This is a genomic window from Mesorhizobium sp. B2-9-1, assembly GCF_006439455.1.
Lineage (GTDB): Bacteria > Pseudomonadota > Alphaproteobacteria > Rhizobiales > Rhizobiaceae > Mesorhizobium.
Genome location: NZ_VFTP01000020.1, coordinates 1 through 24,032, shown reverse-complemented (window position 1 = coordinate 24,032; position 24,032 = coordinate 1). Strand labels below are relative to the sequence as shown.

Below are 24,032 nucleotides of genomic sequence, written 5' to 3'. Positions count from 1 at the left end.
AGACTATTGGCCGGCTTGGTTCAAGAAATAGGATTTTTCTCAAAACCGGACCGACTGTGGCCGGCCAGTATGGCTGATTTGGTCAGTCCTTGTGCATTTTTCCAGCAGCCGGCAACCCTTCCGGCCGATCGTCGGGATCGCCGGCGCGCTGTTCGTCAGCGTCGCGGGCGCGCTGCTTGTTAGCGTCGCGGGCGCGTTGTTCGTCAGCGTCGCGGGCGCGCTGCTTGTCAGCGTCGTGGGCGCTCTGGTCGGCGGCGTCGCCAACCCGTCGCGAACGCGCCTGCATCTTGCGCTTCTGCAGATTGGCGCGCAGCGCCTCGGCCAGCCGGTCCTTGCGCTCGCCGCCGCCTTTTTTCGGTGGATTTGCCTTGTCGTCCATCGTCCATTCCTGGCCGGCGGTCAGCCGGTCGCGATTCCGCAATGGCTAGCATTTTCGCGCGGCCATGTCATGAAAGCGGGCCGAGGGCCGGGTTTCATCCTGTGGATCAGCCGCGCATGCCGCCGCAACCCGCATAATTGCCGGTGGGAATCACATGCGACGCTTTGGGTTTTTCTTGGCCTTGCGCTTACCGGTTCGATATGGCAGAAGCGCCGCCATCGCAGGCTGCGGTAGCTCAGTGGTAGAGCACTCCCTTGGTAAGGGAGAGGTCGAGAGTTCAATCCTCTCTCGCAGCACCAGCCCATCCCGTTGAATTTGCTGAAGCTCTTGAGAGCCAAAGGTCTGCGTCCGTCTTTCGCGCCGATTTCAAAACATGGCTAGCGTCAAAGTCCGCGCCGAAATTCATTATTTTCGCAACAAGGATTCGACAACTTCGGCGCGCCAACGCTAGACTTCGGTCCGGGGTGGTGCTCGGGGCCATGTTTCGCGTTTTCTCAATTCTGATTGTGCTGTGTCTTGCGACGGCATTTTCCGGTGCTTCGTCCGCTCGCGCCGGGTTGCAGTTCGAGTCCCGGCAGACTGACGGCGGGCTCCACTACATTTTGGTGTCGGGGGATTTTGCCTACCAAGATGACCTGTCGGTCTTTGAGACCCTGGTGCGCTCCAGCGCCGCGACGGCAGTTACATTTCATTCCCCAGGCGGCAACATTCAGAAGGCTATGGACCTGGGCCGGCTCATTCGAAGGTTGGGCTTGGGGACGGCGCAGTTTAGAGCCTCTGAGTGCGAGTCCGCTTGCTCGTTGGCCTTCCTGGGGGGCGTGATACGCTTTGCCGAGGCTGGCTCAATTGGCGTCCACAAGTCATCGTTTCAGGGCGACGTTCCCTTCAGCACTCAGGAAGCAGTCTCCGCCGTCCAGCAAATCACTGCCGACGTCATTACCTACATGATCGAAATGGGTGTGGACCCGGCACTGCTGCAGCTCTCGCTCCAATACGACAGCAACGACATCCGCTATCTCTCCATGAGCGAGATGGCGAAGTACAAGGTCGTCACTTTCACCGCTGGCGCGGGCCAAGCAACAGTTGCAAATGCGCCGCCGTCCCCTCAGCCCGCATCGCCAACCGCGATCTCCGCACCGCCACCTCCAGCCAATCCATCGCTGGCGATTCCTGAGGCTCATTCTGGTCGGATAGGGCATCCGAAGGGCTCTGCGCCACTCAAGGCATTACCGGAGGGAAAGTCAACTAATGTGGCAGTGCTGAGGAATGGGAGCCAGGTGGCGATCGTGGGTAGCAGCGGCCGCTGGTACCGAGTCCAGGCAGGCAATCAGATCGGCTACATGCACGACACCTGGATTCACGTAGATCAATACGATAGCGGCCCGTTTGGACGACGCCACATCCAGGTCAAGAGCTTCGACAACTACGCCGAGGCAGAGGCCTATGTCCGAACCTCCTCCATACCCCTTTCCGCCTATCTTGCCACCAACGGGTGGTTCGCGATCACCCTGGACAACACCTACGACGAGCCGATGGCCAGCACTTTGGTCAGTGAGATGAAGGCGCGGGGTGCAATACCCGATGACGCCTACCCTACCTTCGGTAACACCTACGTTCGCAAGGTGTGCTGCCAGTAGGCACCGCCAATCACTCGGAGTCCAAGGGACAGGTTCTACAATCCGAGCATCAAGGACTCGGGAAACGGCGGCAAGTTCGGCTGTTTGGATAAGCGGTGCCAGAGTTCTAAGCTGCCGAAGAAAATATTAGCAGCTGTTTTTATTGAATTAGCTGAAGTTCAATCCTCTCGCAGCACCAGCTTTCCGAAACATCCTGGTGGGCGTGTCGGGCGATCACGCCGGCTCAGTTGGTGACATGCGACAACCGCAGGCCGGCTTCGTCCGGGTTCTCGACCATGCCTTCCTCCGCGAAGCGGAACATGTCCTCGAAATCCAGCTCGCGCTCGAAAATGACGCCGCCGACTTTGATCGCGAGCACGTCCTTGTCGCCTTTCGGCGCGAAATAGATCTCGCCGACCGTGCCGCGAATGCGCTCGCCGACGTCCTTGGCGTCCCCTTCGCTCGCGCCCGGCAGGAAGACGCCGAACATCGAGGTTCCGATCCGGCCGATCAGATCGTCCTTGCGCACCGCGGATCGGATGGCCGATGCGATCAGCCGCAAGGCCTCGTCGCCCCATTCGAGACCGAAGCGCAGGTTGATCGATGCCAGATGTTCCGGGTGGATGACCAGAAAAGCGCCGGAGCGCGGGCCGACCGGCCTCTGCGCCCTCCTGTCGACCATCGAGGTGAACACCTTGCCGTTCAGGCAGCCGGTCAGCTGGTCATAGGTGCCGGACCTCGTGAGTTCCTGCCGGTAACGGCGGATCTCCACCTGTTGCCAGCCGAGCAGGGCAAACAACGGCAGACCGATGACGATCGGCACGATGATTGCCGTAATGGCCCCGCGGCCGAATGGCGTGAAGCTGTCGCTGAAAAGCAGCAGGTAGTTCAAGCCGAGCGAAAGCGCGACGCAGGCGGCGGTGCCAGGCACGGCCAGCCAGATAAGGTGCTGCCACGTGTGAACCGGCGCGGTCGGTGTTCTCGTGGTCAAGGGCCAATCTCCTGTTCGATGCATCGGCTTACAGGAGGTCCGTTACGATTTCGGTGTCAGGGAAGCGTACAATTTTATGCAAGTCGCCATCTTCTCCATGCCAAGGTCCGGCACACCGGCGGCCGCGGTCCACGGCTGACGACCTGCAGGTCGTCAGCCCAGTCCAGGTTTTAGAAGTGCTGAACCGCCCTGACCATTCTGCTTTCACGCAAGTGCGCGAGGGAACCGGCCACCGGCTTTCGCGCAGCAGCGCTATTGCGGTGGGCCGAAAATGCCCATCCGGGCGGTCCTCGCCACCACCTCCGCCTTGCCGTAAATGCCGCTGCGAGCGGCCATCGCCCAGCCGTTGGAAACCAGCCAGGCGCCGACATCCTGCGTGCCGAGCGCACAGGGCGCGGCGATGGCGAAACGGTCGGCGTCCGGCGGCAGGAGGCATTTCAGCGCTCGCCCGCGCAGCCAGGCGTTGAAGGCGGCCCGCGCCCGCTGGCCGCAGGGCCAGGCGGTGTCGTCGAACATGCAGGTCCTGTCGGGGCCTATGTCGACCGTCCCGCTGATGGCGACGGTGCGTCCCATGGCTTCGACGACCGCCGAGGAGGCCGCGACGGGACGGAAAAGCAGCGTCTCGCGCCAATCCTGCGGCATCGGCGTCTGCGGCCGCGGCGCAAGTCCGAGTTCGCCAAGCGGAGGACGCGGCTCGATGCGCTCGATCCCGGATGGGTCGAGCGGCGGCGGCGCAATGAGGTCCTCGGCGATCTTGCGCGCCGGCCGGCCTGGCCGCGCGTCATGGATCGGGCCATGGAAGGCCGGCTTCAGGTCGCCGGCGTCCTGAACCGGTGCGATCGAAGCGGGCGGCAGCAGCCGGCCACCCTCGACGATCAGCATCATGCCTGCGAGCAAACCGAGACCGCCGAGCGCGGACGCCAGCAGCGAGCGGCCGGGCGGCTTCGCCTGGCTCACGCGCGGGCCCCCGCGGGATCGTGCCGGTTGCCGGCGGCGCTTCCCGAGCCCGACCCGTTAGCTCCTGTCGACATGGCGCAACCCCAGACCGCTGAATCGGACCACACATTAGATGTGAGCGACATTCCTTGAAAAGCAAGGCGTTGCGTTAAGTCTCGCGCAACCAATGCGGCCTAGAATCGGTCATCGGATGTCGAGGGGATGACATGATGCGCAAGCCGATGCTGCTTTTCGCCTTTCCGGCCCTGGTGCTCATTCTGCTGGCGGCGGAACGAGCGGCGGCAATGCTTCTCGGCTTCTATCCGGCGAGCCCCGCTGCGTGGCACGCATGGCTCGAGCTGCGGCCGTTCTCGACCATGTTCTGGCAGCAGGTGCACGTCTATCTCGGTGGATCGATGGCGCTCGATGCGGCCGTTATCGTCCTGGCGGCAGGCGGCTGCTGGATGGCCAGCCGCTCAAAATGGTCCGGCGGCTTCTTCCTCGCCAATCATGCCGCAATCATTTTCGCCGGGTTCATGATGGCGCTGAGCAGCCACGCGGAAACGGCGAGCACTATCGCCGCCTTCGTCACGCCCCGTGGTCTTCAGTTCTCGGTGATGGTCGACCTCAGCCTGCAGAATTGCCTGGTGCTGTGCCTCGGTCTCGCGGCATGCGCCTACTGCCATGTCGCCTTTCTGCGCGAGGCAAAGCTGCGTGCCGAAGCCCGCTCTGTCCGCATGCTCTCGCTGCAGCGCGATCTGTAACCTGCCGGCTCAGGCGAAAACCCGCCTGCTCAGTTGATCTTCTTGTAATAGACCTTGCCGTCGGGCTGCTGGATGCGCTGGTAGGACGGGTTGGGCCCCGGAGGCGCGACCTTGCGCTTGAACGCGGGCTGTCCGTCTCCGGCGCCAGCGTCTCCGTCGGCCGCGGACGCATCCGCCACCGTGGTGTTGTCGAGCAGGGCCGGCTCGGCCGCGCCGGGCGCCGGCTCGCTGGCGGCGACGGGCTGGCCTTGCTCAAGCTTGGCGATATTGCCGTTGATCCGGCCGAAATTCGCCTGCAACTGATGGTCCAGCGTCTCGAACCGGCTCTGGAAACCGTTATTGACGGTGTCGATGCGCGCGCCGATCCGCTGCTCGAACTGGCCGAGCTGTTCCAGCCGCGCCTCCATCGTCTTGAGATCGTTGACGCCGCGATAGAGATAGACCGCGGCCGTCACGTTGACGACGGTGACGAGCAACGCACCCACCGCCACGACGCCGATCAGCCTGGCCCGGCTGGGCTTTCCCGGAGCGGCTTCCCTGTGACCGAGTTCGATTGCCGGGACGTCCGGCTCGCTGATCATCGTCATTCAACCACCACCTTTGCGCCCACCGCGACGCGTTTGAAGAGATCGATCACATCGGTGTTCGTCAGCCGGAAGCATCCGGACGTGCCGTCGAAACCGACGCCCTTGGGATCGTTGGTGCCATGGATGCGATAGAGCGTGTCGCGCCCGTCGCGCGACAGATAAAGCGCCCTGGCGCCGAGCGGATTGTAGGGACCGGCCGGCACCATCGCCGGCAGTTCCGGCCGACGCGCGCGCATTTCCCTGGGCGGGCGCCATTCCGGCCATTCGGTCTTGGAAGCGATTTTGACCGTTCCGGTCCAGCCGAAGCCGTCGCGGCCGACGCTGATCTGGTAGCGCAGCGCCTGGCCCTGGCCAGTCACCAGATAGAGCGCCTTCTCGTTTTTGCGGATGACGATCGTGCCGGGCTGCTCGCCGGTCTCGAAGGCGACCGCCTTGCGCAGGCTAGGCCCCATGGCGGGCAGCGGCGGCAGTCCTGAGCCGGCTTGCGCCAAATCGCAGGCCGACACCAGCACCATGCCTGCCAGGCAGGCGCTGGCCAGATGCGCGGCGGTGAATCGGCTAGCGCTGGGCATTGTCCAGCCGCTCCTTGAACATGCGTTTCAGGTCCTTGTTGAAACGCGCGCGTCCGTCCACCTCGGAAGGCAGGATGGCGCGATTCAGCGCGTCGGCCAGGAGCGCGTTGTCCAGCGCCAGCGACTTGATGTGCGGCGCCTTGAAGATCTTCTCCAGCTCGCTGCGCGAGAAGTGGTTGCCGAACCATTTGCGCTTGTGCTTGTTGGCGACCAGCGTGATGCTGACCTTGTTGCCGCGCAATTCGCGGATCTTCTTGTAGAGCCGCTTGCCTTGTCTCAGCGAAGCGACGTTGAGCTCGAAGACGATGAAGATCTCGTCGCTCGTGCGCAGCACCGAATCGTGCCACGGCGTCTCGATGTTGGGCAGGTCGATGACGATGTCGTCGAAGCGGTAGGCGACGAGGTCGAGCAGCCTGAAGACGAAGTCGGAACCGCGCGGCTCGAACGGCAATTGCGGCCGCTCGAAGGAATAGAGCGTGAGGCCGGAGGGCCGCGACAATTTGATGACGTCCATCAGCTCGACGTCGAGCCGGTCCGGCTGGCCGATGATGCCGGAAAGGTCGAACTGGTTGAACTGGTTGAGATAGGCGCCGCAATTGGCGCTCTGGAAATCGAGGTCGACGAGGCAGGTCGAGGCCGCCCGCTCGGCCGATTTCGAGGCCAGATACTCGGCCGCCGAGATCGCCAGCGTGGTCGCGCCGGCGCCGCCGCTGGCGGCAATGAAGGTGATGATGCGGCTCTTGGTGCCCTGGCTGCCGGTGTCGTGGAAGGTGACGGCGTTGAGCAGCTCCTTGGCGTCGAGCGGCTTGTGCAGCCAGTCGGACGCGTTCATGCGCACCAGAACGCGCGTCTGCTCGGAGGTGAGCTCGTCGGAGATCGCAATCAGCGGCACCGACGCCCAGGCCGCGCGCGCCTCGACGATTGCCGGATTGCCGAGCAGCTCGCCATTGGCCAGATCGAGGATGATGATGCCGGGCCGGCTGTCGACAGGCGGCCCCTTCAGGAACTCTGCCGCATCCGAGACCTTCACGTCATAGATCGCCAGCGCGTCGAGCCGCGTGGTGACATCGCGCTTGAAATTCGCATCGCCGGAAAACAGCGCCACCTGCTTGCGTTTTGTGGGGAGGACTCTGGTGTCGATGGCGTTCATGGGAACGTACTCTTCATGTCTTCGCCCGTGACCGTGCTCAACATCGAGGGCATGGTGATGTTGGAAAATCCGAGCAATCCGCTCAGGAAAAAGAACTGGAATTGATGATTGACGATGCTGACCGTGATGGTCGGGACGGGACCGTTGGGGCGGGTCCAGTACCCCAAGCCGGAAGCCTGATACTGAATCTGCACCTCGGACTTAACCAGCAACGGCAGGAATGTCTGCATTCCAGGTTGGCTAGCGTTGCCACTGAAAATAAAGTCGAAGGCGGCCTGACTCGCGGTGAGGTCCTGGCACGTAGCCCCGGTTCCGCAGGTGCACGAGGCCGTCCCCGCCGCGCTAGCGGTGCAGACATAGTTGTACGTGTTGGCTGGAACTGCCTTGCCGACGTCCAGCGAGTCGCTGGGCGTTTTTGCCTCCAGTGAAAGTCCGCTGGCGACCGGGCTGGAAATCTGCGCGAGCCTTGCGCCGGCTTGCACCGCCTTGTTGGCGGCATTCCATTGGTAGAAGGCATAGCCGAAGTCGACGAAGCCGAGCAGGAGTGTCAACAGCAACGGCATGGCGATGGCCATCTCGACCATCGTCGAGCCGGACTCGCTTGCCCAAAATTTAGGTCGCAGCCTCACCATCCGAAGACGCGCTCCTGATGGGAAACCGTGAGGGCGAGCTGACCGCTAAAACCAAGATACGACCACAATCCGAGATCAGGGTATGGATACGACGTGCTGACCTGCGCGACAATGACGTTGGCGGTGCTGCTAAGGTAAAGTTCGGTACCGGTAGCGGTATCGATCGCCTGAGTAGATGTCTTGGTGATTTCTACTTGTTCTGGAAGCCATCCATTCACTCGAGCGACGGTGCCGTCGATGGCCCCATTGGCCGCAAGCTTTTGTGCCAATGGTTTGCAAGTATCCCAATCGCTGCTGCAGCGCGCCATGTAGCGGGCAGCATCCTTGACGCCGGCGTCGAGGAGCATGCGTGTGTTCAGGATGTTCCCGAACTCAAAGACGCCCGCCGACAGCAGCAGCACGAAGGGCGTCACGATAGCCATCTCGACCAGCGCGGCGCCCTCGTCGTCGCTATTGAAACGCTGAATGATTTGTTTGAGCGCGACCAGCATGGCTTCACCGATACAGTTGCGCTTCGTTGCGCTGGAGTTTCTTCAACGTGCCCTGACCGACCGAAGTGCTGATGTCCTCGAATTCAGCATATATATTGGCGTCTGGTGGCCCTCCCGCCGGTTCCGTGACGAACATGCTGGCGAAAGCTTGCACCGGCAATGTCTGGTTGCCGCCTTTGACGTTGTTGTTAACGCAGTCGACAATCGCAACGTAAAGGAGCCGCCGGTCGGCGCCCTGGGTCGTCGTGTTGCACTCTGGGGCAGTCTTCTCCTGCCCGCTTTTCAGCGTCGGATTGTTGATCTCGTATCTGTAGACGCAGTACCGGCTGGGGTTTGCGCCGCACGCAGTCAGCACCTCGGAAGTGCTCGCATTGCCGTGATTGACACTCCAATAACCGGAGAAGTTCCAAAGGCCGTTGCCAGGCACTCCGGCCTGTGTGCAGCAGCCGGTGTCATGTGGGAGCGCCATGTATTTGCTGGCCTGATTGCTGTCCGGCGCGGCATAGGAGCAACTCTTCTTACCGGCATTCGATACAGCCATGCCTTTGCGGACATTAGGCGCTGGCGGGTTGACGGTGGGATCGGTCTTGTAGGGCCCGCTGTTGTCGTAAAGGTCGAAGCGGGTGTTGATGCCGGCATCGACGGGCGGAATGTTGCCTGGACGCGTTGTAACTCCGTTTTGGCTGTAGCAAGCTGGCGGATTGGTCACGGCGAACATTTCGGTAAGAGTCGCCGTGGACTTGTCTCCCTCCGGGGAAGACAGGAACCCGTAATTGCCGGGAAGATATTGGGCATTGTTTCCGCCGGTCTGCTCTTTGAGCAGGATCATCGGCTTACTCGTTCCCGAAACAGCCGTCTGCAGCGCGCCGAGAGAGGTGTAAGGATTGCAGATGAACATCGGCGTGAACTGACACAACGCGTTGGTGAAGCCGGCCACAGCTTCCGCGCCGACATTGAAGCTGTCGACCGAACTGCCTGAAACGTAAGAAACCGGGAACATAGCTGTGAAGCTCTCCGGTTGAGCCGTCACCTGGATGAACTTGCTTGCACCTGCCGATGCCGCATAGTTGGCCGAAGTGATCGGGTCGGAGTCGTTTGCAGGGATGCTTGCAAGGAAGCACCAGGAAATCTGGCCCCTTGAACGGCACGCGGAATAGGTTGGATTGACCGTGGTGCTGCCCGTACTTGGCAACGTCACGACACCTGCATCGGCGAATATGGTGTCGTTGGAAACCAAATTCGCGAGGGCCCTCTCTGCTCGCGTCCAGGCATCCGAATTGCCGTCCAGTTCCGCTGCCCCTGCAAGCGCGAGCGCGTCGACGCCTTTTTGCAGATCGCTGTGCAATCCGTTGGCGCGGCTCATGTCGATCGCCAAAACGGCGAAGCCGACAAGCACCGGCAGCATGATGGCGACAAGGATCATCGCTATGCCGCGCTGATCGTCCCAGAATTCACGAATGGTCCTCAACATGATCTTACTCTCTGTTCCATTCGTGCCAGGCGTCCTCGCTCGCCTGACGAACCGCATCCTTCTGCTTAATTCACTGCGTACCTGCCGGTCCGGCACTGACCGTCGTCCCAGTCGCGGGCGCCGACGCCGGATATTTGTATTTCTGCACGACAGCGACGGACCGCGCGCCGTCGCCTTCGATCTTGGTATTGTTGGAAGCCGGGTTATACGGATCGACCGTCTGCAGCAGCTGATTGGCTTTCTGCGAGTCGCCGGAAGCCAGCGTCATCGTGTCGTAATTGTGCAGATAATCGGCCGCGCAGCCCGCAAGCAGGCTGGTGCCGAGAAGCATGAGCAGGAGCTTACTTCTTGACATAGACCAGCTTGTCCTTCGATTTCACATCCAGCATGTGGCCGTAGGGGCCGGTGACGCCTTCGCCATGCTCGTACATGCGGATCATGTCCTTGTTGACTTCGAGCTGGCCGAGCAGCATGAGCTCCGGATCGTTGGCGGGCTTGGTCTTGTCGAAAGGCGTCGCCAGTTGCTCGCCGGGCCTCACAGGCCGCACCAGATGCGGCGTCACGATGACGACCAGTTCTGTCTCTTCCTTCTGCGTGCTCGAATTGTGGAACAGCGCGCCGACGATCGGCACCTGGCCGAGCCAGGGCACCTGATCTTGCTGTATCGTGTTCTTGCTGGAAAGCAGGCCGCCGACCGCGAAGCTCTGGCCGTCACGCAGGTCGACCACCGTCGACAGCTTGCGGTTGGTGAAGATCGGATCGCCTGCAGCGGTGAAGCCGGTCAGGTCGCTCACTTCCGGCGCCAGCTTGATGTGGATCTTGCCGTCGTCCAGCACCACCGGCGTGAAGTTCAGATTGACGCCGAACTGCTTGAACACGATCTCCACTTCACCTTGCGCATTGACGCTGCGCACCGGCACCTCGCCGCCGGCATTGAAGCTGGCCGTCTCGCCAGAGACAGTAGTCAGGTTCGGTTCGGCCAACGTGCGCACGACGCCCTTGGCCTCCAATGCCTCAATGATCAGGTCGACTTTGATGTTGCTGTCGATGATACGGGTAATCAGCGCCGCGAAAGGGTTGGTATTGGAGAGAAGGCCCGTGACCAGATCGCCCGCGCCTAGTTCGGCCCCATCTTTATCTATGGTGCCGATGCCGGTCCCGACCCTGGTAGTGCCCCTGCTATTCGTACTCCTGAACGAGACACCGAGATCGCGGCCGGCGTTGCGCTTCGCCTCGAGGATGCGCACCGACAGATTGACCTGCTCGCTGTCGTCAATGGTGACGGCATTGATGATGGAGTCGGGACCGTATTGCTGCGTGACTTCCACGATGGATGCCAACGTCGCGGCGTCCTTGACATGGCCGCTCAGGCGAACCTTGCCGTTGATCGAACCGATCTCGATCCGCGCCTTCGGCGCCACCTGGCGAATGGCTACCGCCATGTCGCTGACATCCTGGCCGACCTCGATCTGGATGGCGCCCAGCGAGCGCTTGTCCTCGGAGAACAGGTTGACTGTGGTGGTGCCGACAGTCTTGCCGATGATGTAGAGCGTCTTGTCGGTCATCGGTTGCGCATCGGCGATCTTCTCGTCGCCGACCACGATGTCGCCCAGGGTGGCGTTCACCTGGATCGTGGCGGATTGGGAAACGGGCACGAACACGCGATGAAGCGACGGGCTCGACACGTCGATGAAGCGGTCCGCCGCCGCAGCCGGATGGACGGAGATCGCCGATACGCCCAACACGGATAGCGCGGCCGCCGCTATCCTCACCCAAAACCCCTTCATTCCCCGTCTCCCCGCTTGCTGCCCCAAGGGCAGCCTCCGCCGCGCCGACCCTCGTCAGTCTTGTCGCGGCACTTCATACGACTCCAGCTTGATACCACGGAACACCCCGATCGTCGCCAGCTTCGGCGGTTCCGGCTGCACGTATTTGATCACTTCCTTCACCTCCTGCGCGACCTGTGGCGCCGAGGTCACGACAGGCACGGGCTTGGCCTTGCTCAACTGGTCGACCTGGCTGCCAACGCGCTCCACCGCCCTGGCCAATCCATCGATCTTATCGTCGGCCCGCTTGCGCTCTTCGGCAGCCGCGGCTTCCTCAGCCGCCTTCTTGTCGAGCTCGGCCTGCCGTTTGGCGACATCGTCCGGCGTGTCGCCGGTCAGATCCGCCAGCGTGATCCTTTCGTTCATCTCGCCCTTGCTGCCGGCAGCCTGACGCAAAGCCAGGGACAACTGGCCAGCACCTGCGGCCAATGTGAGCTTCTGTGCATCTTTCGTGCTCACTTCCACAGTCACCGCCTTGACGACAGTCGGATTGTCCTTGGTCGCATCCGCAACCTGGTCGACGGCAAGCACCTTGACGCTCTGCAGCAACACGTCGACGAAACTCTTGTCGGCACCGTCACTGTCGCGAACCGATCGGGTCAGCAGTACGTCGACACGGTCGCCGGGAAAGACGAAGCCGGCCACGCCGAGCACGTCGTTGACCCTGATGGAAACGGCTTTCATGCCCTCGTCAAGCACCGCCGATAGGGTTGCGCGCTGGCCCGGGCCGGTGATCTTGGCAGCGAGAACAGGTTCGTTTGCGCTGATGGACTGCAGCGCCTGGCGCGCACCGTTGCCGGCCATAGCTTCCTTGACCGTCTTGAACGCGCCTGCCGGCATCGCTCCGGCCGGCCATGCAATTTCGCGCAATTTGTCGGCGCTCAGCGCGTCGCCGAATTTCAGCGGCACCGCAGCGACTACGACCGTGCTTGCCTGCACGCCGTTCGATTGCGCCATTGCGCTGCGCTGGTTTGCCAGCCAGATGTTGGCGAGAACGACCGCCAGCACGCCGAACACGCCGGCGAGCACGATCATGATGAGTGTATTGGCGCGCATTTTCCCACCCCAAAATCGCCCCCCATGGGCGATGCTAGTCTCTCATGGCGCGAACCCTGGGCCGGGATCGAGCGATCCGGCCCAGGGAATTCTTGATTACGTCGGAACAGCGCAAGTGCCGGTGCCAGTGCCGGCAGCGTTGGTGCCATGGTTATTGAGATGGACGCAGAGACCAGCGAACTGATCGCCAACCCATCCGGCGATCACGACCACAACAGCGATCGTGGCAGCGGCGATGAGACCTAGCAGAATAGAATATTCGACCATGGCAGCGCCGTTTTCGTCGTCGCGGAACTGCCGGGCCATCGTCATGAGCTTCTTCATGCCAATTTCTCCCTTTGGAGGTTTGAACCCGACGAGACAGAGCTAAGGATGAACCCCATACCCAAGCATCCCCCGTCACGTTCAATCCTAGGTCCCTCGAAAAAGCCGAGTCAAACGGATTAACGGAAGCTTAACCTTTCAATACTGGCAAGGACGCTCTTTCATTTTCGACAACAGCTTGATTCGCTTGGCTTTTCAAGCGGTCTTAACCATTCATTCACAATTTCGCCGCGCCCACGCCGCACCCTTGTCACATTAGAAATCATATATAATTCAATATATCTAAGAACTTAGCAGACATTGGTCGGCCTGCGGGTGACAAAGGTCGTAGGACCTTGGTCGGTGAAATGCGGAGCAGGAAAAATAAAACGATTTCTTGAAGTCTATTTTTTAACTATGTTGCAAGTATACATCCCTTATTGCCTGTATGCCGCTTGCTCCCCTCGTGGTTAACGCTTAGTTTCGATCCAGGGGAAATCGCGGGGGCTTGAGCGGAATGCTGGGTCGCTTCATCAAAGGACCGAATGAGCAAAGTGCGCCGCAGACGGCGCCCGTGGTTGCGGCTGCAAACGGAACAGTTGCGATGTCCACGGCGGATGGGGAACCGCAAGGCGGCGATTTCCTCACGCTGAAGGTCGAGCTGCACCGGCACCTGATCGATCGCTTCAACCTGACTGCGCTTGAAAATGCATCCAAGGACGAGATCCTTAACGAGATCCGGCCGATCGTGCGCGAGTTCGTGCGCGGCCGGAATGTGCCCTTGAATGCTCGCGAGCTCGATCAACTCACTAGCGACACGGCGGATGAGATGCTTGGCCTTGGTCCGATCGAGCCGCTGCTCAAGGACGATTCCATTACCGACATCATGATCAACACGCATGAGCGGGTCTTCATAGAGCGTCGCGGCATGATCGAGCAGACCGCGATCCGTTTTCGCGACGAGGCGCATCTGCTGCGCATCATCAACAAGATCGTCTCGGCCATTGGTCGCCGGGTCGATGAATCGTCGCCGATGGCGGATGCGCGCCTGGAGGATGGCTCGCGCGTCAACATCGCCGTGCGGCCGGTTTCGGTCGATGGCCCGCTTGTATCGATACGCAAATTCTCCAAGAATCCCTATTCGCTGGAACGCCTGATGGCGTTCAATTCGATCCGCCAGCCGATGATCGATCTGCTGCGCATCGCCGTGCAGGCGCGCAAGTCGATCCTGGTTTCGGGCGGCACCGGCAGCGGCAAGACCACGCTGCTCAACGCGCTGTCGAGCCACATCCCATCGAAGGAGCGCCTGGTCACCATCGAGGATGCTGCGGAGCTGCAACTGCAGCAGCCCCATGTCGGCCGGTTGGAAACGCGTCCGCCCAATGTCGAGGGCAAGGGCGAGATCCGCCAGCGTGAGCTGGTGAAGAATGCGCTGCGTATGCGGCCCGACCGCATCATCGTCGGCGAGGTGCGTGGCGAGGAAGCCTTCGACATGCTGCAGGCCATGAACACCGGCCATGAAGGCTCGATGACCACCATCCACGCCAACACCCCGCGCGACGCCATTTCGCGCCTGGAGCAGATGGTCGGCATGGCCGGCATGCCGATGACGCATGAATCCATCCGTGCGCAGATTGCATCGGCCATCGACATCATCGTGCAGACGCAGCGGCTTGCGGACGGCGGCCGGCGGGTCGTCTCCATCGCGGAAATCACCGGCATGGAAGGCAACATCGTCCAGTTGCAGGAAATCTACCACTATGTCAGGCGCGATGTTGCCGCCGATGGAGCAATCATAGGCGATTTCCGCGCCACCGGCGTGCGTCCGCGCTTTGCCCCTGAGGCCGCCACGCTCGGCCTGCACTTCGCCAAGGACGCCTTCAATCCGCAGGTACCTATGTGATGCTGACGGGACAGGCGCTGCTTTACTTCATCTACGCGGTCGCGGCGGCCTCCGTCATTCTTGCCGGCGAAGCCTTCTATCTATCGCTCGCCGGTCGGCGGTCACGTACCATGGCGATCAACCACAGGCTGCGCCGCTTGGCCGACGAGGCTCCTGCCGAAAAGACCTTGCAAAATTTGCTGCGCGAACGCGGCCTGACCGATTCAGGGGACTTCATCTCCGGCTTTGTCTGGCTGAACCGGCTTTATACCCAGTCCGGCATTACCGGAAGCCCGCTGACTTTCGCGTCGAGCTTTCTTCTTGCAGGCCTGGTATTGGCCTTGCTGCTTTCGTTCCTTATCCGATTGGCTGCTCCGGCTGACTTCATCATCTTTCTGCTTGTTGCCTTCGCGCTGCCGCTGCTCGTTCTGCGGCGAGCCCGCGGGAAGAGAATACAGAAATTCGCCAAGCAATTGCCCGACGCTCTCGACATGATTGTCCGTTCATTGCGTGCCGGCCATCCCGCCACTGTTGCAATAGGCTTGGTCGCCCGTGAAATGCCGGATCCCCTGGGAACGGAATTTGGCATCGTCGCCGACGAAATCACCTTTGGGCTGAGCATCGAGCAGGCGATAAGGAAGCTGTCGGAACGTGTAGGCTTCGAGGGACTGCACCTGCTGTCGGTATCGCTGGCGATCCAGGCCAAGACAGGCGGCAACCTCACCGAGATTCTTGCCAATCTCTCATCGGTGCTTCGCGAGCGGCAAAAGCTACGAATGAAGATCAGGGCGCTGTCGGCCGAAGGTCGCGTTTCGGCATGGATCATCTCGTTGTTTCCGGTTGTGATGTTCCTGGTCCTGCAACTGATAGCGCCGTCATACTACGGAAAAGTCTGGGGCGATCCGATGATATTGCCCGTATTCCTGATCTTCGGGATCTGGGCGCTTCTCGGTGACTTCATCATGTACCGCATGGTCACTTTCGATTTCTAGGAGTGAGCTATAAACCTGCTTTCCAACACCAATGACCTGACGTTTCTGGTCTCCCTCGCCGTCTTCGCGGCGGCTGTGGCGCTATTCCTGTTCGCCGCATTGGTGTTCTTGCCGGCATTGCAGACGCGGAGGCTGGTCACCGATAGCCTGTTAGGCGACAGTGTTGTCGACCGTCGCTCGATATTGGGACAGGACCGCCTTGCCAAGATCTCGGCGCAAAAGCCGGTCGATGCCTATTTCAAGTCGATCGAAAAGGAACGCAAGGAGCCGAACGCGCTGGAGGCAAAGCTCTTTCGTGCCGGCTTTTATCAATCCAGCGCGCCTCTGATCTATACGCTTTGCCGGCTGGGCGCCGTCTGCATAGGCTTCCTGGCCATGTATGCGCTTCTCTCGCGCGTGCTGCCATCGCGGCTGCCTGAGTTCTTGCCCTTTGCTGGGTCAGCCTTGTTTGGCCTGGCCTGCATCGTCATTCCCAGCATCATGCTCGACCGCTTCGAGAACGCACAGAAGCGGGTTTACCGTCGCTCCTTTCCCGATTTCATGGACATGATGATCACTTGCGCCGATGCCGGCATGAGCCTGGAAGCGGCAGTCGAGCGCGTCAGCCAGGAAATGGCCGGCACGCACAAATGGCTAGGCATCCAGCTTACGATCATGAATCTGCAGCTGCGCGCCGGCAAGCCGCTGCGCGAAGCGCTGCGCGAGCTTGCCGATCGCATCGGTCTCGAAGAGGCAAGAGCGCTGGCCGTGCTGTTTCGGCAGTCGGAAGAACTTGGCACCAGTCTCACCGAAGCATTGCGGGTTTACAGCGCCGAGATGCGCGATCAGCGGATTTTTCATGCGGAAGAGCGCGCTAATTCCTTGCCGGTTAAAATGATGATCCCGCTGGGGCTCTGCATCTTTCCAGTGGTGATGTTGGTGATCATGTTGCCGGTCATCATTCGCATGAGAGGCATTTTCTTCTAAGTCGTCGTATGATTAGGTTCTAAACAGAGTCGGGGATCCTAGGGGACAAAATGACAGGCCCAATACGCCTCGCCGCCGCAGCCAGTGTGCTGCTTATCCTGCTCGCCGGTTGCCAGTCGACCGATAGCACGGGCGTCGTGCGCACCAATGAGCCCGCCAAGGGCGACTATACCGCCTTTGGAGATACCTTCGACGGACTGAAAACGATCAGTGACGTCGACTACTATGCGTCGGACCAGGCGGTCACCGAGGCCAAGACCCAGTTCCGTTCCGAAAATTACGGCAATGCCGGCGCCCTGTTCTACAAGGCCACAAGGCTGGCGCCCAATGACGGTGTCGCCTGGCTGGGCCTTGCCGCCTCCTGCGACCGTATCCGCCGCTTCGACCTTGCCGACCTCGCCTATGGCCGCGCCTACCGGCTGCTCGGCGCGACGCCGGAATATTACAACAATGTCGGCTATTCCTACCTGCTGCGCGGCAAGCTGCAGGATGCGCGCAGCAATTTCCTGAAGGCCTATGAACTGGCGCCGAACGATCCGACGGTTGCCAACAATCTGAAGCTTCTGTCGTCCAGCGTGCGCAACATAGAGCGGTCATGAGCCTTTTGCTTGCCGCGTCGCTTGTGTTCAAGGCGCTGGCCATCCTATTGCTGGCGCGAATCGCCTGGACCGATTTCACGACGCAGAAGATAGCCAACCGAGCCGTGCTGCTGCTGCTCTGCCTCGGGCTCGGCGCGCTGCAATTCCAGGCGCTGCAAACTCACTCGTGGCTGGAAATGGGCATCAGCGCGTTTGGCGGCGTCGCGCTATTCCTTGCGCTGTTTCCGTTCTGGCTCTTGCGCAAGATCGGCGCCGGCGATGTCAAGCTGATGAGCGTCACGCCGTTTCTGATCGGCGGCGGCAATCTCGCGGTGTTTTCCGTGTTCCTGCTGGTCTTCGCCGTCGCCACGGCGGCACTGGTCAAGAATCCCTTCCTGCTGCCGGCAGGGGTGTTCCGCCACTATGTCCAGCATATGGATCGCAAGGGCGTCGTGCCGTTCGGCGTGCCGATCTCGGCAGCCGCGATCTGCGCGATAGCCTTGCAGATGTATCATGCGGTGGTGGTGGCAACAAGTTCCGGGGTCTTGGAACAGCTTAACTAAATCACGCTTGGCGGCTTTGCTGTACGAAGCGCGGGCCATCCGGCAGCGTTCACAGGCAACGTCAACCAAAATGCAAACGTCGCGCTGTGCGGATTAAGCGCGATCAGCGTGAAGACCGAAATGGTCGCCGTCATCGGAGCCAGGAAGCGAAGTAGCGGAAGCGTGTTCTGCATTCGCCGAGGATAGGCTGGACAGGTTAATTAGACGTGCATGTGGAGGGCCGTTAACTTTCTGGAAACCATTTCCTTGTCTCGGCGATGAAGTGCTGCTTGAATGGCGTCTTGGGGAGGGGCGACAGAAATGTTAAATGAGGATTTCTTTGGGCGTATCGCCATCACTGTCGTCATGACGTTCTTGGCGACGTCTAGCGCGATTCCGTTGTTCCTTTATTTCCAGCACGACACTTCGGCCATCACGCTGGCAGTCGTAACTCAACTAACATCGACAGTGTTTCTGTTGCTGCAACTGGTCATGACGATCAGCCGGCTTCCGGCGCAGGCAACTGCGCGGGGAATCGAACCGAGGATCACTTCGGTGGCCGGAACCTTCCTGATACTGGTGGCAATGGTTCTGACACGTCCGGTGGAAAGTGGGGCTGTGCAAGTGACCGCACTTTGCTTAATTTTCGTTGGCACGTCGAGTTCGATTTTCTGTCTTAATTGGCTCGGCCGGTCTTTTTCTCTCATGGCTACGGCTCGCCGCCTGGTTACCACCGGTCCATATTCCGTTGTCCGCCATCCGCTCTACATCTGTGAGGCAGTATTTGTTGTCGGGATGATCGTTTCGCATTTTTCAGTGCTGATGGTCGCATTGGGCATACTGCAGTTCTCGTTGCAGTACCGTCGTGCCATGAACGAAGAAGCGATCCTGCGGCAGACCTTTCCCGAATATGATGAATATGCCCGGCGGGTGCCAATGCTGTTGCCGCGATTATTTTCTGCCCCCCAGGCGGCACCTTCCCGAGATAGCTGACCCGCAGCCCCCCTCAAAACCCCGACGTCGACTTCTCCACCAGCTTCAGCTTACCCTTCTCCACCTTGAAAAACGGCATCGACCTTTGGCTCGAGCCGTCAGCGCGGAAGCGGAACAGGCCGGTCGAGCCGCGGAAGCCGCTGGCGTTTTCCAGCACCTGCTTGCTGAAGCCGTTAGGGCCGGCGGAGCTCGCGATGCCCGCGCTCAGCGCCACCACGTCGTAGGCATAGGCCACGTTGACGTCCGGCTGGTAGTTGTAGGTCGCCTTGAAGCGGTCGGCGATCGGGCCGGTCTCGCTCTGGTCGAGCGTCGCGATATAGGCGCCTTCGTAGAGCGGATCCATCGGGCGCTCGAGCCAGCGGTCGGTGCCGATCAGCGTCACCGCCTTGCCCGGAATGCCTTTGGCCTTCAGCGCCGCGAGCACGGCGACAGGGCTGCCGTCGCCGCAGGCGACGACCACGGCGTCGGGCGCCTCGACCAGCGAGCCCATGTCGGACACCACCTTGGCGCCGCCGTCGCTCGCCGAATAGGGCAGCGTCACCGCAAGCGTGGCGCCATAGATGCTGAGCGCGTTGGCTACCCGGGATTCAATCGGGCTCGAATCCGCGCCCGAAGGCACCAGCAGCACGAATTTCCTGGCGCCCTTGGCGGCGACCGCCGCCGCGCCCGCCGCGGCGCTATCGGCTTCGCCGAGCCGCACCGAATAGACGCCGGGGCCACCGGCGAAATTGTCGGCCAGCGCCAGCACCGGCGGCCGCTTGGAGCCGGAGAGCTTGGCAAGGTGCTGCGCGGCTGCAAGCTCGGATGGCCCGATGACGACCTTGACCGGGCCCGACGTGATCGCCTTCACCGCGAGGTCCTTGGCGTAGCCGCTGTCGCCGCGCGTGTCCTCGATCGTCAGCGTCAGAAGCTTGTCGCCGAGATCGGCCATCGCGAGCCGCGCGCCGTCATACATTTTCCGGCCGTTCTCGCCCGCGCTCCCGGGCGCCGAAAGCGGCAGCAGCATGGCCACCTTGGTCGGCCCCGTGCCGAGCGTCAGCTGAGCCTTGGCGGCGGCGGCCGAGGCCGGACCGGCCGATGTCGCGCTGGCCAAGGCCGGACTAGCCGAACTCTGGCCGCTTGCCTGCTGGGCGGGCGCCGCGGGCGCGCCCGCCTGGCCGGCGGGTGCCGCTATCGCCGACGGATCGAGCACGTCCGACGCGCCGCTCTTCGACTGGCAACCGCACAGCGTCGCGACGAGCCCGAGAGCGAGAGCCAACAGATGCGGATCGTGCCGCTCACATTTCATTTGATGCTTCCATCCCATCTGCCGCCAGTATTCGCCCTGGTCTGCCTTCACTTCTCTTAACGTTTGCCTGCCCGGCCGTCCCGTGATTCTTGCGTCATGGCTTTAGCCGTCGAAGAGCCGCGCTCTCAGCGCCTGTATCGTCCTCGACTGCGCCGGGCTGCGATAGTCGGCGCATTTCATGTAGCGCGGCCCCGGCACGAACGATCGGCGCACGCAGACGCGTTTCTCCCGGCCGGCGGCGAAGAAGCCGATCGTCCAGACGTCGGAGAATCCGATCGTCGCCACCGGCAGCGGCCCGGCCGCGTCGAGCCCTTCCCGTGCCAGGATCGCGCGTGCGCGCCGGCAGTAGTCGACAGAGCGGACCGAGAAGCGGGTTTCCCCGTGCCCGGCCCGGTATTTCATCACGGTGGTGCAAAGATCGCCCGCGGCGAGCCTGTTTGCCTGCGCCAGATATCTGACGCCGAGCGCGATGTTGGTGGCCGGCTCGCCAAGTTCGTCGAGCGAGCCGCGAAAGCCGAGCATCCGCGCCGTTGCCGGCATGACCTGCATCAGGCCGACCTCGCCGTCGGCGCCGCGCACGCCGGGATCGAAGCCGCTTTCGATCTCCATCACCGCACGCGCCAGCACCGGCTCGAGGCCGTAGAGCGACGCCTGGCAGGTGGCGAATGCCTTGAATGTCGCGCGCGTCCGCTCGGGCGCCGCGTCGCAGCGCACGGGCTGCGCCCGTTGCGGCTGCGGTCGTTCCAGCCAGTTGGCGTGGGCAGGTGTTTGCCCCAGGCCGAGCAAGGCGACCGCCAGGGCAATTCCAGGAAAACTGCGCAGCGGTTTTCCGCTCGCAGTTGCGTCAAGACATAGAGATGGACCGTTTCGCCGTTTCCGTGAAACGGCGGACCGGCCCAGCGCGATCGCCTTCGCCGGTTCTCCGTCGGCCACCATCGCCGCCAGCCGGCGTCCGCTTGCCCGTCAGCTCAGTGCATGTACTCGACCATGCGGTCGTGGAAGCACTCGCATTTGTTGAGCGTGTCTTCGTCCTTGTAGTTCGTCTTGAGGTAGCCATAGGCCATGCCGCAGGCGACCTTGGCTTCCGAGGCCCAGACGAAGGCGGGGCGCGACGAGTTGATCCATTCCGGGCTGTTGGCGACGGCGACCGATTCGTCCATCAGCTTCACAACATGGTCCTTGAGCTCGACCATGTTGTCGGTCAGCACCAGGTCCGACGTGCCCACAGTGCGGCAATAATTCACCGCCGGCTCGCCGATGATATCGGCGGCGAACCCCGTCGACCCGGCCACCAACAGCGCCGCGGCCGAAGCCAGCAATCTTACGGAATGTCTCATGTAAGCCCCTCTCCGAATTGCGAATTCACGCGTTGCTGATGTTTAGCATGGAAGCGTGGCGGCGCGCCACGCCCCTGAGCCAAGTTTGCGTCATCCAGACGACCGTACCGTCAAGTCACGGTTTCCGTGTGAGTGTGGGCGTGATCGTAGAGGATGGTAATCGCGGAATTGACGCCTACGCCCGTCAGCGATGCCACTTCGACCATATTGCCGCCGGCAGCGGTACCGTTGTCATCGACCATCACGTGAGCCGCGTTGTTCGAGAAGGTAACATTGACCGCAGCGCCCGTCTGCCCATCCGACGTAGGCGCGTTGGCGCCGAGGGATTGGAGCAGATCGGACAGGTCGATGACGTCCTGCCCCGGCGTATAGTCTGCGATGACATCGGCCACATGGAGTGTGAGCTTGGACGCATCGATCACAAACGTATCGTTGCCTGCGCCGCCGGTCAGGTGGTTTAGCCCCGACCCGCCGATGAGGATGTCGTTGCCGGCGCCACCGTCCAGGTTGTCGTTGCCGGCGCCGCCGATGAGCGTATCGTTGCCGTTATTGCCGTTGATCGTGTCGTTGCCGGCTCCGCCGTACAATGCATTCGCGGAGCCGTCGCCATTTAGAATGTCATCGTAGTTGGACCCGATGATGTTGGGCAGGAGGGATGTCGACGTGTAGGCGTGGCCCGTGACGTCCGTCGAGTGGTCTGCGGTCCCCGTTCCGGTCAGCGTGATGCCGATCGAACTTGCCGCGGCATCATTGTCTCCGTCCACGAGCTGGACCGGAAGGCTGAAGCTGACAGGATCGCTGGATTGAACGGCCGCGCCGAACCCGGTAATGGCGAAGTCGGTTCCGGTGACGGGTTGATGGTTCTGAGGATTGAGCGGAGAAATATTCGTGAGTTCCAGGCTGGTGTAGCCGTCGGCGGTGAACGTCGCGATGGAAGTTTGTTTGTCGAGCACGCCTGTTACGTGGGCCTCGTAGTGAGTTCCGAGGGCATCCGCCACACTGACGAATTGAACAGTGTAAGTCCTGTCCGCAAGTCCGCCGCCCGGAGTGCCGACCAAAATCGGCGTTGCCGCAGTACCAATATCCGCAAAATTAACGATCTGCGTTTGCCCGTCATACGTAATGGCGATTGATGTGACCGAATCGTAGTGGCCATCGCCGACGACATTACTGCCGTCGGTGCCCGAATAGTTCGAGCCGAGACCGTTGTAGTCGTCGCGGGCTACAATATTGAGGACCGAATTGGCCGTTCCGTCGCCAAAGGTGAAGTTGGAACCGTTGGCCACATAATGGTTGTCAAACACCTGGCCGCCAGCATTGCTCGTGGCTCCGGTCAGATCCTGGACGAAGTCGACCCTGATGCCTTCGCCTGAGCCGACATTCTGTCCGGCGAAGCCGCCGCCGACGCCAAACGAATTCGCGTTCCCGTTGATCGTCGAACCGGTACCAAGGGGAGTGAAAAGCACATCCCTCGAGTCATCGTTGACCGGATTACTTTGCTGCCCTGTAGGTACAAAGCCGGCCCAAGGGCTGTTTCCGCCGTAGAATGCATATGACCCATTGGTGAAGGTGACCTGCGACAGGCTGTCGACCGTCCCGCTCATGTTCACGGAATAGGTGGACTGCGATGGGTCGAGGGTGACCGTGAACACAATCGTGTTGCCTACCACTCCCTCCAGGGTCTGCCCGTCGACCAGATGGTAAGTAATGGCCTGACCGCCCGACGTCAGGCCGCTGTCCGCGCCGTCGGACACCGCGAACCGCACCGTGCCTGCGCCGTCCGCTCCGTAGTTGTTCGATACCATTTGGTCTGCATCGAGGAAGAGTGTCGCCGAATGCCCCGCTCCGTTCGCCAGCACTGCATAGTCCGGCGAGACCGCTGTCGGCACGTCGTCGACGACGTCGATCTTGACCGTGCCGGTCACCGTGTTGCCGTTGGCGTCCTTCGCCGTATAGGTAAAGCTCTCCGCGCCCGTCAGTGTGTTGGCGCCCTGCACCGCGCCGCTGTCGAAGGGCGAGGTCAGCGTGTAGGTCCAGGCGCCGTTCGCCTGCAGCTGGAACACGCCATGCGCCGTCGTCTGGCTGATCGGCGTGTAGGTGATGCCGGTGCCCGTCACGGCGAGCTGGCCGGTCACTGTCTCGGTCGTGCTCGATGGGTTTGAGCCGGTCGCTGTGCCGGCGGCAAGGTCCGCGCCATCCTTCGTCAGGTCGAGCGCCGCCTCGTTGACAGTCTTGCTCTGATTGTCGGCGGTCAGCGTCACGTTGTTGACGGTGATGTCCAGCGTCACCGTCGAGGTGTCGCCGTCGCCGTCGGTGATGGTGTAGACGAAGTGATCGACCGCATTGGCGGTGACCGAGTTGGGATTTGCCGTATAGGTGTAGGAGCCGTTGGCGTTGAGGACCAGCGTGCCGTATTGGCCCGCGATCCCGCTGCCGCCGATATTGCCGCTCACCGGGTTCGAGACGTTCGAACCGGTGGCCACGCCCGTCACCGCGCCGGTGGCGGCATAGCCGTCCGCGCCGGACACGTCGTTCGACAGCACGCCGTTGACGGCAGTCACCTGCAGCAACGCACCTTCCGTGATGCTGTTGGTATCGGCATGCGCTGTCGGCACGTCGTCGACGACGTCGATCTTGACCGTGCCGGTCACCGTGTTGCCGTTGGCGTCCTTCGCCGTAT

At 61.6% G+C, this 24,032-nt stretch carries 25 protein-coding genes and 1 tRNA gene; 9 read left to right on the top strand and 17 right to left on the bottom strand.

Translation table 11 applies throughout. The features are described 5' to 3' along the window. Positions 1-82: 82 nt before the first annotated feature. Positions 83-379: a hypothetical protein gene (locus FJW05_RS24105; protein ID WP_140636277.1), complete on the bottom strand. Its 297-nt coding sequence runs from the start codon at positions 377-379 to the stop codon at positions 83-85. A gap of 224 nt (positions 380-603) precedes the next feature. Here FJW05_RS24105 and FJW05_RS24100 point away from each other — a divergent pair. Together FJW05_RS24100 and FJW05_RS24095 are read left to right on the top strand one after the other, a co-directional pair. Next, positions 604-678, top strand: a tRNA-Thr gene (locus tag FJW05_RS24100). A gap of 180 nt (positions 679-858) precedes the next feature. Continuing rightward, positions 859-2,016 (top strand): SH3 domain-containing protein, encoded by a 1,158-nt coding sequence (locus FJW05_RS24095; protein ID WP_140636275.1) that lies wholly within the window; start codon positions 859-861, stop codon positions 2,014-2,016. Between the two features lie 223 nt (positions 2,017-2,239). On the opposite strand, the gene FJW05_RS24090 is transcribed toward FJW05_RS24095, so the two are convergent. After that, a complete protein-coding gene (locus FJW05_RS24090; protein WP_246673621.1) occupies positions 2,240-2,986 on the bottom strand; it encodes a GGDEF domain-containing protein in 747 nt (248 codons plus the stop codon). Positions 2,987-3,238: 252 nt separating this feature from the next. Then, the gene (locus FJW05_RS24085; RefSeq protein WP_246673620.1) at positions 3,239-3,943 is read right to left on the bottom strand and encodes a thermonuclease family protein; all 705 of its coding nucleotides are present in this window, start codon (positions 3,941-3,943) and stop codon (positions 3,239-3,241) included. A gap of 206 nt (positions 3,944-4,149) precedes the next feature. Between FJW05_RS24085 and FJW05_RS24080 the strand changes: the two genes are divergently transcribed. Beyond that, entirely contained in the window at positions 4,150-4,686 is a 537-nt protein-coding gene (locus FJW05_RS24080) for a hypothetical protein (RefSeq protein ID WP_140636271.1), read from the top strand. A gap of 29 nt (positions 4,687-4,715) precedes the next feature. On the opposite strand, the gene FJW05_RS24075 is transcribed toward FJW05_RS24080, so the two are convergent. From FJW05_RS24075 to FJW05_RS24030, 10 genes are all read right to left on the bottom strand, one after another. Beyond that, positions 4,716-5,273, bottom strand: coding sequence for a hypothetical protein (locus FJW05_RS24075; RefSeq protein ID WP_140636269.1), 558 nt, complete (start codon positions 5,271-5,273; stop codon positions 4,716-4,718). After that, a complete protein-coding gene (locus FJW05_RS24070; protein WP_140636267.1) occupies positions 5,270-5,845 on the bottom strand; it encodes a L,D-transpeptidase in 576 nt (191 codons plus the stop codon). The genes FJW05_RS24075 and FJW05_RS24070 overlap by 4 nt, the downstream gene beginning before the upstream one ends. Further along, on the bottom strand, positions 5,832-6,995 hold the full coding sequence (locus FJW05_RS24065) for an AAA family ATPase (protein ID WP_140636265.1): 1,164 nt from the start codon (positions 6,993-6,995) through the stop codon (positions 5,832-5,834). The genes FJW05_RS24070 and FJW05_RS24065 overlap by 14 nt, the downstream gene beginning before the upstream one ends. Continuing rightward, on the bottom strand, positions 6,992-7,627 hold the full coding sequence (locus FJW05_RS24060; protein ID WP_140636263.1) for a TadE/TadG family type IV pilus assembly protein: 636 nt from the start codon (positions 7,625-7,627) through the stop codon (positions 6,992-6,994). Before FJW05_RS24060 ends, FJW05_RS24065 begins: the two co-directional genes overlap by 4 nt. Next, the gene (locus FJW05_RS24055) at positions 7,621-8,118 is read right to left on the bottom strand and encodes a TadE/TadG family type IV pilus assembly protein (protein ID WP_140636261.1); all 498 of its coding nucleotides are present in this window, start codon (positions 8,116-8,118) and stop codon (positions 7,621-7,623) included. The genes FJW05_RS24060 and FJW05_RS24055 overlap by 7 nt, the downstream gene beginning before the upstream one ends. Positions 8,119-8,122: 4 nt before the next feature. Next, positions 8,123-9,589, bottom strand: a complete 1,467-nt coding sequence (locus FJW05_RS24050; RefSeq protein WP_140636259.1) for a pilus assembly protein TadG-related protein — start codon at positions 9,587-9,589, stop codon at positions 8,123-8,125. Between the two features lie 70 nt (positions 9,590-9,659). After that, positions 9,660-9,944, bottom strand: a complete 285-nt coding sequence (locus tag FJW05_RS24045; protein WP_181165056.1) for a hypothetical protein — start codon at positions 9,942-9,944, stop codon at positions 9,660-9,662. Next, entirely contained in the window at positions 9,931-11,376 is a 1,446-nt protein-coding gene (locus FJW05_RS24040) for a type II and III secretion system protein family protein (protein WP_140636257.1), read from the bottom strand. The genes FJW05_RS24045 and FJW05_RS24040 overlap by 14 nt, the downstream gene beginning before the upstream one ends. Positions 11,377-11,430: 54 nt before the next feature. After that, the gene (gene cpaB, locus FJW05_RS24035) at positions 11,431-12,450 is read right to left on the bottom strand and encodes a Flp pilus assembly protein CpaB (protein WP_246673626.1); all 1,020 of its coding nucleotides are present in this window, start codon (positions 12,448-12,450) and stop codon (positions 11,431-11,433) included. Between the two features lie 117 nt (positions 12,451-12,567). Beyond that, positions 12,568-12,795, bottom strand: coding sequence for a Flp family type IVb pilin (locus tag FJW05_RS24030; RefSeq protein ID WP_140636253.1), 228 nt, complete (start codon positions 12,793-12,795; stop codon positions 12,568-12,570). A gap of 496 nt (positions 12,796-13,291) precedes the next feature. Here FJW05_RS24030 and FJW05_RS24025 point away from each other — a divergent pair, with 496 nt between their 5' ends. The 6 genes from FJW05_RS24025 to FJW05_RS24000 all read left to right on the top strand — a co-directional run bounded on the left by FJW05_RS24025 (position 13,292) and on the right by FJW05_RS24000 (position 18,727). Then, positions 13,292-14,677, top strand: a complete 1,386-nt coding sequence (locus FJW05_RS24025; protein WP_140636355.1) for a CpaF family protein — start codon at positions 13,292-13,294, stop codon at positions 14,675-14,677. Beyond that, positions 14,677-15,648: a type II secretion system F family protein gene (locus tag FJW05_RS24020; RefSeq protein ID WP_140636251.1), complete on the top strand. Its 972-nt coding sequence runs from the start codon at positions 14,677-14,679 to the stop codon at positions 15,646-15,648. The genes FJW05_RS24025 and FJW05_RS24020 overlap by 1 nt, the downstream gene beginning before the upstream one ends. 375 nt (positions 15,649-16,023) lie before the next feature. After that, positions 16,024-16,614, top strand: a complete 591-nt coding sequence (locus FJW05_RS27840; protein ID WP_246673618.1) for a type II secretion system F family protein — start codon at positions 16,024-16,026, stop codon at positions 16,612-16,614. Between the two features lie 50 nt (positions 16,615-16,664). Next, positions 16,665-17,213 carry a tetratricopeptide repeat protein gene (locus tag FJW05_RS24010; RefSeq protein ID WP_181165055.1) on the top strand — a complete coding sequence of 183 codons (549 nt, stop codon included), beginning with the start codon at positions 16,665-16,667 and terminating at the stop codon, positions 17,211-17,213. Continuing rightward, a complete protein-coding gene (locus tag FJW05_RS24005) occupies positions 17,210-17,755 on the top strand; it encodes a prepilin peptidase (RefSeq protein WP_140636247.1) in 546 nt (181 codons plus the stop codon). Before FJW05_RS24010 ends, FJW05_RS24005 begins: the two co-directional genes overlap by 4 nt. Before the next feature lie 300 nt (positions 17,756-18,055). Next, positions 18,056-18,727: an isoprenylcysteine carboxylmethyltransferase family protein gene (locus FJW05_RS24000; protein WP_140636246.1), complete on the top strand. Its 672-nt coding sequence runs from the start codon at positions 18,056-18,058 to the stop codon at positions 18,725-18,727. A 13-nt stretch (positions 18,728-18,740) separates the two neighbouring features. Here the strand turns inward: FJW05_RS24000 and FJW05_RS23995 are convergent, their stop codons facing one another. The 4 genes from FJW05_RS23995 to FJW05_RS23980 all read right to left on the bottom strand — a co-directional run. Continuing rightward, positions 18,741-20,015 carry a penicillin-binding protein activator gene (locus FJW05_RS23995; RefSeq protein WP_140636244.1) on the bottom strand — a complete coding sequence of 425 codons (1,275 nt, stop codon included), beginning with the start codon at positions 20,013-20,015 and terminating at the stop codon, positions 18,741-18,743. A gap of 102 nt (positions 20,016-20,117) precedes the next feature. Then, positions 20,118-20,729, bottom strand: a complete 612-nt coding sequence (locus tag FJW05_RS23990; RefSeq protein WP_348639833.1) for a lytic transglycosylase domain-containing protein — start codon at positions 20,727-20,729, stop codon at positions 20,118-20,120. Positions 20,730-20,983: 254 nt separating this feature from the next. Further along, on the bottom strand, positions 20,984-21,352 hold the full coding sequence (locus tag FJW05_RS23985) for a hypothetical protein (protein WP_140636240.1): 369 nt from the start codon (positions 21,350-21,352) through the stop codon (positions 20,984-20,986). A 110-nt stretch (positions 21,353-21,462) separates the two neighbouring features. After that, positions 21,463-24,032 (bottom strand): Ig-like domain-containing protein (locus tag FJW05_RS23980; RefSeq protein ID WP_140636238.1); only part of this gene is annotated, 2,570 nt, incomplete at its 5' end.